Genomic DNA, 7,910 nt, shown 5'->3' on the forward strand with positions numbered 1-7,910 from the left:
ACTCCCGGGCGGCCAGGCGCCGGATCGCAGGACCTCAGGCGTCCCCGCCCTCCTGGGCGACGTCGGAGACGGCGGTCGGGTCGTCGATGCGGTACTTCTCGAACGCCTCGGTCACCAGCTCGGGCTTGACCTCGCCGCGCTGGGCGAGGGCCCGCAGGGTCGCCACGACGACGCTCTCGGCGTCGACCTGGAAGTAGCGGCGGGCGGCCGGGCGGGTGTCGGCGAAGCCGAACCCGTCGGTGCCGAGCACGTGGTAGTCCTCGGGCACCCAGTGGGCGATCTGCATCGGGACCGCGCGCATGTAGTCGCTGACCGCGACGACCGGGCCGATCGCCCCCTCCAGCTTGGTCGTGACGTAGGCGTCGCGTGCCTTCTCGCCGGGGTGGTTGAGCGACCAGCGGTCGGCGTCGACGGCCTCGCGGGCCAGCTCGTTCCACGAGGTCACCGACCACAGGTCGGCGGCCACGCCCCAGTCGTCGGCCAGCAGCTGCTGCGCCTTCTGGATCCAGGGGAACCCGATGCCCGAGGCGAGCAGCTGGGCGCGCGGCGCGTCGCCGGAGTCGCGCGCGACCTCGGGGGCGTCGGAGAACTTGTAGATGCCCTTGAGCAGGCCCTCGAGGTCGAGGTCCTCGGGCTCGGCGGGCTGGCTGACCGGCTCGTTGTAGACGGTCATGTAGAAGATGACGTCCTCGCCGTGCGGGTGCTCCTCGCTCGAGGTGTACATCCGGCGCAGGCCGTCCTGCATGATGTGCGCGACCTCGTAGGACGTGGCCGGGTCGTAGTGCACGACCGCCGGGTTGGTCGCCGCGAGCAGCGGCGAGTGGCCGTCGGCGTGCTGCAGGCCCTCACCGGTCAGCGTGGTGCGACCGGCCGTGGCGCCGATGAGGAAGCCGCGGGCCAGCTGGTCGGCCATCGCCCAGATCGAGTCGCCGGTGCGCTGGAACCCGAACATCGAGTAGAAGATGTAGAACGGGATCATCACCTCGCCGTGCGTGGAGTACGACGAGCCGGCGGCCGTGGCCGAGGCCATCGCGCCCGCCTCGGAGATGCCCTCGTGGAGCAGCTGACCGTCGACGTCCTCGCGCCACTTCAGCAGCAGCTTGCGGTCGACCGACTCGTAGCGCTGGCCGAAGGGGTTGTAGACCTTCGCGCTCGGGAACATCGAGTCCATGCCGAACGTGCGGTACTCGTCGGGGGCGATCGGCACGATGCGCTTGCCGATCTCCTTGTCCTTCATCCAGTCGCGCAGCAGCCGTACGACCGCCATCGTGGTCGCGACCTTGGACTTGCCCGACCCGGCCTTGAGCTCCTTGTAGCTCTCGTCGCCGGGGACCTTGAGCTCCTTGGCGCGGATCACCCGGCGGGGGATCGAGCCACCGAGCTGGCGGCGCCGCTCGAGCATGTACTGGATCTCGTCGGAGTCCTTGCCCGGGTGGAAGAACGGCGCGGTGCCGTCGGCCTCGTAGGCCGCGGTCAGCTCCTTGTCGCTCATCGGCAGGTAGAGCCGGTCGCGGAACTTCTTCAGGTCGTCGAGCTTGAGCTTCTTCATCTGGTGGCTGGCGTTTTTGCCCTCCAGCCCCTCGATGGTCCACCCCTTGACGGTGTGGGCCAGGATCACGGTCGGCTGGCCGGCGTGCTTGGCGGCCGCCTCGAAGGCGGCGTACACCTTGCGGTAGTCGTGGCCACCGCGCGGCAGCTTCTCGATCTGCTTGTCGGTCATGTGCTCGACCATCTTCTTCAGGCGCGGGTCGCGACCGAAGAAGTGCTCGCGGTTGTAGGCGCCGTCCTCGACCGAGTAGGTCTGGAACTGTCCGTCGGGGGTGCTGTTCATCGCGTTGACCAGCACGCCGTCGACGTCGCGGGCGAGCAGGTCGTCCCACTCGCGGCCCCAGATCACCTTGATGACGTTCCAGCCGGCGCCGCGGAAGTTGGACTCCAGCTCCTGGATGATCTTGCCGTTGCCGCGCACCGGGCCGTCGAGCTGCTGCAGGTTGCAGTTGATGACCCAGGTCAGGTTGTCGAGCTCCTCGCGGGCGGCGACGGTGATCGCGCCCAGCGACTCGGGCTCGGCCATCTCGCCGTCGCCGAGGAAGGCCCAGACCGACTGCTGCGAGGTGTCCTTGATGCCGCGGTTCTGCAGGTAGCGGTTGAACCGTGCCTGGTAGATCGAGTTGATGCCGGTCAGGCCCATCGACACCGTGGGGAACTCCCAGAAGTCGGGCATCAGGCGGGGGTGGGGGTAGGACGGCAGGCCCTTGCCGATGCCGTGCTGCACCTCCTGGCGGAAGTGGAGCAGCTGCTGCTCGGTCAGCCGGCCCTCGAGGTAGGCGCGGGCGTAGACGCCCGGGGAGCCGTGGCCCTGGATGTAGACCTGGTCGCCGCCGCCGGGGTGGTCGTGGCCGCGGAAGAAGTGGTTGAAGCCGACCTCGTAGAGCGAGGCGGAGGACTGGTAGGTCGCGATGTGGCCGCCGACCTCGAGCCCGGGGCGGTTGGCGTCGGAGACGGTGACCGCGGCGTTCCAGCGGATGAAGGCGCGGATCCGGCGCTCGATGTCCTCGTCGCCGGGGAACCACGGCTCCCGCTCGGGCGGGATGGTGTTGATGTAGTCGGTGCTGCGCAGCGCCGGCACCCCCACGGAGCCCTCGCGCGCCCGCTCCAGCAGCCGCAGCATCACGTAGCGCGCCCGGTCGCGACCGCGGTCGCTGAGCATCGCGTCGAACGAGTCCAGCCAGTCCTGGGTCTCGTCGGGGTCGATGTCGGGGAGCTGCGTGGGCAGTCCCTCGTGGATGACGGAGGCGCGGGGTGCGGAGGCCTGCGGGGTGGGGGCCTGGGCCGGCACGACCGTCTGCTCGGCCTGCGAAGAGGTCTTCTCGGAGTCGCTCACAGCCCAATCGTGCCACCGTCAGCGGCACGGGAGAATTTACTGACGAGTACGCCGTCCGGCCCCGTCCCACCAGGCGGGTCCGCCGCGCCCGGGAGCGGGCGTGAGGCTTGCGTCCGGCGGGGAGGTCTAGTGGACTACGGGCACATCACGCCCGGGAGGACCCGGCGCGTGCCACTGGGGGACACGGATTTGGAGGCTGCAAGGTGAGCCCGAGCACAGGGGGCGACGTAGCGCTGGGCGACCGGTTGGGTCTCAAGCCCGGCACGGTCGTGCAGGAGCTCGGCTGGGACGAGGACGTCGACGACGACGTGCGACAGGCGATCGAGGACGCCATCGACGCCGACATGGTGGACGGCGACCACGGTGACGTCGTGGACTCCGTCGTGCTGTGGTGGCGCGACGACGACGGCGACCTGGTGGACGCGCTCGTGGACTCCCTCACCGACCTCGTGGGCGGCGGCGCGATCTGGCTGCTGACCCCCAAGGTGGGCCGTCCCGGGGCGGTGGACCCGGCGGATGTCGCCGAATCCGCCCCGATCGCGGGACTTTCCACCACCACGACCGTTGCTGTGGGTAGAGAGTGGACGGGCACCCGTTTGGTGGCGCCCAAGAGCCGCTGACGCACCCACAGGAGGCCCCGCTAGATGCCCTCGTTCGACAAGCTCGGCAAGCAGGCAGTTCGTCACACCCGGATGCTCAAGGTGATGGCCACGAGCGGGGTGATCCGGCCCTACGGCCCCCGCAAGCTGCTCGGCATCGCCACCACGCTCCAGAAGCGTGGCATCGGCTTCGCGGGCGGCATGGGCGCGCTGGCCGTCCGCAGCGGTGACGAGGTAGGCCTGGTCGACGAGCTGGGCGAGCTGACCTGGCGCGAGGTGGACGAGCGCGCCACCCGGCTGGCCCGCGGGCTGCACGGCGTCGGGGTCTCCGAGGGCGACAGCGTCGCGGTGCTGTGCCGCAACCACCGCTACTTCGTCGACGTCTCGACCGCGCTGTCCAAGCTCGGCGCCGACATCCTCTACCTCAACACCGCCTTCTCGGCCCCGCAGCTCGGCGAGGTCTGCGAGCGGGAGAAGCCGGTCGCGATCGTCTTCGACGACGAGTTCACCGAGCTGGTCGACAAGTCCGGTGTCGACGTCACCCGGGTGGTGGCCTGGCACGACGGGGAGGCCGACGGCTCGAGCACCCTGGTCGAGGACCTCATCGAGAAGGCCGGGGACGACGAGGTCGCCGTGCCCGACCACACCACCCGTCCGGTGATCCTCACCTCCGGCACCACCGGCACCCCCAAGGGCGCGCCCCGCGACGAGGCCGGCATCGACGGCGCCGTCGCGCTGCTGTCGCGGATGCCGCTCAAGACCGGGGGTCGCACCTACATCGCCGCCCCGCTGTTCCACACCTGGGGCTGGGCCCACCTCAACCTCGCGATGCTCCTGGGCTCCACGCTCGTGCTGCGCCGGAAGTTCGACCCGGCCGAGGCGCTGGAGACGCTGCGCGAGCAGCGGTGCGACGCCATGGTGGTGATCCCGGTGATGATGCAGCGCATCCTCAAGCTGCCCGAGTCCGAGCGCAGCGGTGACTGGTCGTTCCTCAAGGTGGTCGCCGCCTCCGGCTCCGCGCTGCCCGGTGACCTGGCCAGCGATTGGATGGACGCCTTCGGGGAGAACCTCTACAACACCTACGGCTCGACCGAGGTCGCCTGGGCCACCATCGCCCAGCCCCAGGACATGCGCGACGCCCCCGGCACGGCCGGCAAGCCGCCGTACAACACCGTGGTGAAGATCTACGACGAGGACGGCAACCCCGTCGAGCAGGGCGAGTCGGGCCGTATCTTCGTCGGCAACACGATGCTCTTCGGCGGCTACACCGGCGACACCGACGAGAAGAAGGACATGATCGACGGCCTGATGTCGAGCGGCGACGTGGGCCGCTTCGACGACGAGGGTCGGCTCTTCGTGGAGGGCCGCGACGACGAGATGATCGTCTCCGGCGGCGAGAACGTGTTCCCGCAGGAGGTCGAGGACTGCCTCTCGCGCCACGAGGCGGTCTCCGACGTGGCCGCCATCGGTGTCGACGACGACGACTACGGCAAGCGGCTGCGCGCCTTCGTGGTGACCAGCGGCGACGTGGACGAGGAGACCCTCAAGGGCCACGTCAAGGAGAACCTCGCCCGCTACAAGGTGCCCCGCGAGATCGTCTTCCTCGACGAGCTGCCCCGCAACGCCACCGGCAAGATCCTCAAGAAGGACCTCAAGGAGTACGACGCCGAGGGCAACCCCGGCGCCGGGTCCTCCGACGGGGGCTCGGACCAGGGCTCCGACGGCGCTGCGGACGAGGTTCCCGACGACGGCGAGCAGGCCTCCTGAGGGCACCCGAGCCCGGCTGGCACGATGGCGCCATGACCCTCGCCATCGGTGAGCCCGCGCCCGACTTCACCCTGACCGACCAGCACGGCCAGGACGTCACGCTCTCCGAGCACGCCCGCGGCAAGGCGGCGCTGGTGGTGTTCTACCCGTTCGCGTTCAGCGGTGTGTGCACCGGCGAGCTCACCGGGCTGCGCGACCGGCTGGGCGACTTCGAGACGCCCGGCTCGACGTTGCTCGCGATCAGCTGCGACCCGCTGTACGCCCAGCGGGCGCTGGCCGACCGCGACGGGATCTTCTTCCCGCTGCTCAGTGACTTCTGGCCGCACGGCGAGGTGGCCTCGGCGTACGGCGTCCTCGACCGGCGCTCCGGCGGTCCGACGCGCTCGTCCTTCGTGGTCGACCCCGGTGGCGTGGTGCGCTGGCACGTACACCACGCCCTGGGGCGCCCGCGCGATCTCGACGAGCACGCCCGCCAACTGGCCGCAGTGGTCTAGTGCTGTGGGACCAGTTTCAACCAAAGCCTTGGATGGCGGCTTTCCGTCGGGCAGAGTTCATCTTGTCGCGCCGCTGGTGACCCGAGACGCCAGCGGCGCGACTTCTTCGTTCCCGGACGCGTCACGCCTCCGGACACCCGCTCCACTAGGGTGAGGCCGCGTGCCGGGGCCTCCCGGCACCCGAGGGCGTATAGCTCAGCGGTAGAGCCCCTCGCTTACAACGAGGTGGTCGGGGGTTCGATCCCCTCTGCGCCCACTGCGTCGCGTCGTCGACAGGAGGAGAGCGGGGATGGGTGCCGAGGGTGGCCTGCTGGTCCTGCTCTTCCTGGTGTTCCTCATCGGGCTGAGCCTGTGGGGGGTGGTCGACGCCGCGCTCCAGCCCGACCGGGCGTACGCCGAGATCGGTCTCCGCAAGGGCCTGGTCACCGGGCTGATGATCCTCACCTGCGCCGTCGGGGCGGCCGGCTACTTCGCCTTCGTGCGGCCGCGGCTCAAGCGCGTCCAGCGCTGAGGACGGCCCTGCGGGGTTGACGACGTGCCCGGCTGCGGAGTTGCCTGGACGGCATGGGTCTCGGGATCGTCCTCGGCTTCCTGGCCGTCGCCGCGCTGGCGTACATCACGCCCCGCCCCGACTGGTTCGTGGTGATGCGCCACGCGACCGGGTCCCGTCGCGACGGCTGGCTCGCGGCGATCGGCGTCCAGTGCGGGCTGCTGGTGCACCTGACGGCTGCGGCCGTGGGGGTGGCGGCGCTGCTGCTCGCCAGTGCCCAGGCCTTCCCCGTGCTCAAGCTCGCGGGCGCGGCGTACCTCGTCCTGCTGGGGCTGCGGGCCCTGCGTGACTCAGTGCGCCGCGCCGACGAGGCCGAGGTCGCGGGTCCCGATGGTGGGGCGAGCCGCCTCCCGGCGGGGAGCGTGCTGCGCCAGGCGTTCGTGGCCAACGTGCTCAACCCGAAGGCGGCGCTCTTCTTCGTCGCGGTGCTCCCGCAGTTCGTCTCCCCAGGCGGGTCCGTCGCCGGCCAGGTGGTGGTGCTGGGGCTGCTGGACGTCGTCCTCGGGCTGGCGTGGTGGGCGGTGTTCGTGATGGGCATCGGAGCGGCGCGGGGGCTGCTGGGTGCACGCCGTTCGCGGGTGGTGGTCGACCGGGTCGCCGGCGTTGCCCTGATCGGTCTCGGCGGCCTGCTCGCGACCAGCGGACGTCGCGTGGCCTGACGGCCCAGCAGGACCCCGGGATGGATGCCTTCGCCGAGTTGCTGCAGGTCGGTGGCCGCTCGAACTCCCTGGGTCGCGCCGCCGAGGTCGTCGACGCCGTCGTCGCCGACCCCACACGGCTGCGCGAGCTGCTCGACTGCGTCCACGACGAGGACGCCTGGGTGCGGATGCGGGCCGTTGACGCCGTCGAGAAGGTGTGCCGCGTCGACCCGGGCCGTGTCGACCCGTTCGTCGACGAGCTGCTGACGACCTGGACCACCCGCGACCAGGCGTCGGTGCAGTGGCACCTCGCCCAGGTGCTCCGGCAGGTGTCGTTGTCGGGCGAGCAGCACGACCGGGCCGTCGCCTGGCTGGTCGCGCGGGTGGCCACCACCGACGTCGACTGGATCGTCGCGGTCGAGGTCCTGCGGACGTTGGTGGGGTTCGCGTCGTCCGGTGTCCTGGACGCGGAGGTCGTCGCCGGGCTGGTGGAGGTGCAGCGCGGCCACCGCTCCGCCTCGGTGCGCCGCAAGGCGGACGCCTTCTCGGCGCGCCTGCGTCCTGGTCGCGGCTGAGCACTGGGGGCGCGAGCGCGCAGACGCGCGGACACAAGTATCGCGCGGCTGCCCGGTCTGCGGGGGATCGTCCCGGTCTCGGGAGCGGTTGTGAGAACTTGTGTCCGCGCGTCTACGTGCCGCGGGTCGGTGTGGTCGTGGTCCGGGCATGCCTGTGGCCCGGGCCGGGGATGGGGTCCGGGTGGTGGGCGGTCAGGCTCTTCGGGTGCTCGCGGCGGCGAGGGGGGCGCGGCGGACTGGGATCACGTCGTAGGGGTGCCGGGTGGGTGAGGTCCAGGTGTAGGACCCGTCGGTGCGGCGGTGGTAGTCCCAGCCGCCATGGGTCTTGGCGTTGTGGTGACGCCTGCACAACGGCGCGAGGTTCCCAGCCGTCGTCTGGCCGGGCGGACCGCCCTCGGACGGG

Annotated in this window: 7 protein-coding genes and 1 tRNA gene; 7 read left to right on the forward strand and 1 reads right to left on the reverse strand. The window is 70.9% G+C overall.

What is annotated here, in order from left to right; translation table 11 throughout:
- Positions 1-34: 34 nt before the first annotated feature.
- Entirely contained in the window at positions 35-2,839 is a 2,805-nt protein-coding gene (aceE, locus tag ASG49_RS05350) for a pyruvate dehydrogenase (acetyl-transferring), homodimeric type (protein WP_056539831.1), read from the reverse strand.
- A gap of 248 nt (positions 2,840-3,087) precedes the next feature.
- Between aceE and ASG49_RS05355 the strand changes: the two genes are divergently transcribed.
- The 7 genes from ASG49_RS05355 to ASG49_RS05385 all read left to right on the forward strand — a co-directional run bounded on the left by ASG49_RS05355 (position 3,088) and on the right by ASG49_RS05385 (position 7,507).
- Positions 3,088-3,504: a DUF3052 domain-containing protein gene (locus tag ASG49_RS05355; RefSeq protein WP_056538008.1), complete on the forward strand. Its 417-nt coding sequence runs from the start codon at positions 3,088-3,090 to the stop codon at positions 3,502-3,504.
- Positions 3,505-3,528: 24 nt separating this feature from the next.
- A complete protein-coding gene (locus ASG49_RS05360; RefSeq protein WP_082533795.1) occupies positions 3,529-5,250 on the forward strand; it encodes an AMP-binding protein in 1,722 nt (573 codons plus the stop codon).
- Positions 5,251-5,282: 32 nt separating this feature from the next.
- Positions 5,283-5,744: a peroxiredoxin gene (locus ASG49_RS05365; protein WP_056538032.1), complete on the forward strand. Its 462-nt coding sequence runs from the start codon at positions 5,283-5,285 to the stop codon at positions 5,742-5,744.
- A gap of 184 nt (positions 5,745-5,928) precedes the next feature.
- Positions 5,929-6,000: transfer RNA gene (locus ASG49_RS05370), tRNA-Val, on the forward strand.
- A gap of 33 nt (positions 6,001-6,033) precedes the next feature.
- Positions 6,034-6,255 (forward strand): hypothetical protein, encoded by a 222-nt coding sequence (locus ASG49_RS05375; protein ID WP_056538036.1) that lies wholly within the window; start codon positions 6,034-6,036, stop codon positions 6,253-6,255.
- 53 nt (positions 6,256-6,308) lie between these two features.
- Positions 6,309-6,953 carry a LysE family translocator gene (locus ASG49_RS05380; protein ID WP_056538037.1) on the forward strand — a complete coding sequence of 215 codons (645 nt, stop codon included), beginning with the start codon at positions 6,309-6,311 and terminating at the stop codon, positions 6,951-6,953.
- A gap of 20 nt (positions 6,954-6,973) precedes the next feature.
- Positions 6,974-7,507, forward strand: a complete 534-nt coding sequence (locus tag ASG49_RS05385; protein WP_056538040.1) for a hypothetical protein — start codon at positions 6,974-6,976, stop codon at positions 7,505-7,507.
- The last annotated feature ends 403 nt before the right edge of the window (positions 7,508-7,910 follow it).

It is taken from the genome of Marmoricola sp. Leaf446 (assembly GCF_001424755.1).
GTDB lineage: Bacteria > Actinomycetota > Actinomycetes > Propionibacteriales > Nocardioidaceae > Marmoricola.

Bases quoted from the DNA above. Each gene is read 5' to 3' on its own strand.
- ASG49_RS05360 (WP_082533795.1), top strand. From the start codon at position 3,529: ATGCCCTCGTTCGACAAGCTCGGCAAGCAGGCAGTTCGTCACACCCGG.
- ASG49_RS05365 (WP_056538032.1), top strand. From the start codon at position 5,283: ATGACCCTCGCCATCGGTGAGCCCGCGCCCGACTTCACCCTGACCGAC.
- ASG49_RS05375 (WP_056538036.1), top strand. From the start codon at position 6,034: ATGGGTGCCGAGGGTGGCCTGCTGGTCCTGCTCTTCCTGGTGTTCCTC.
- ASG49_RS05380 (WP_056538037.1), top strand. From the start codon at position 6,309: ATGGGTCTCGGGATCGTCCTCGGCTTCCTGGCCGTCGCCGCGCTGGCG.
- ASG49_RS05385 (WP_056538040.1), top strand. From the start codon at position 6,974: ATGGATGCCTTCGCCGAGTTGCTGCAGGTCGGTGGCCGCTCGAACTCC.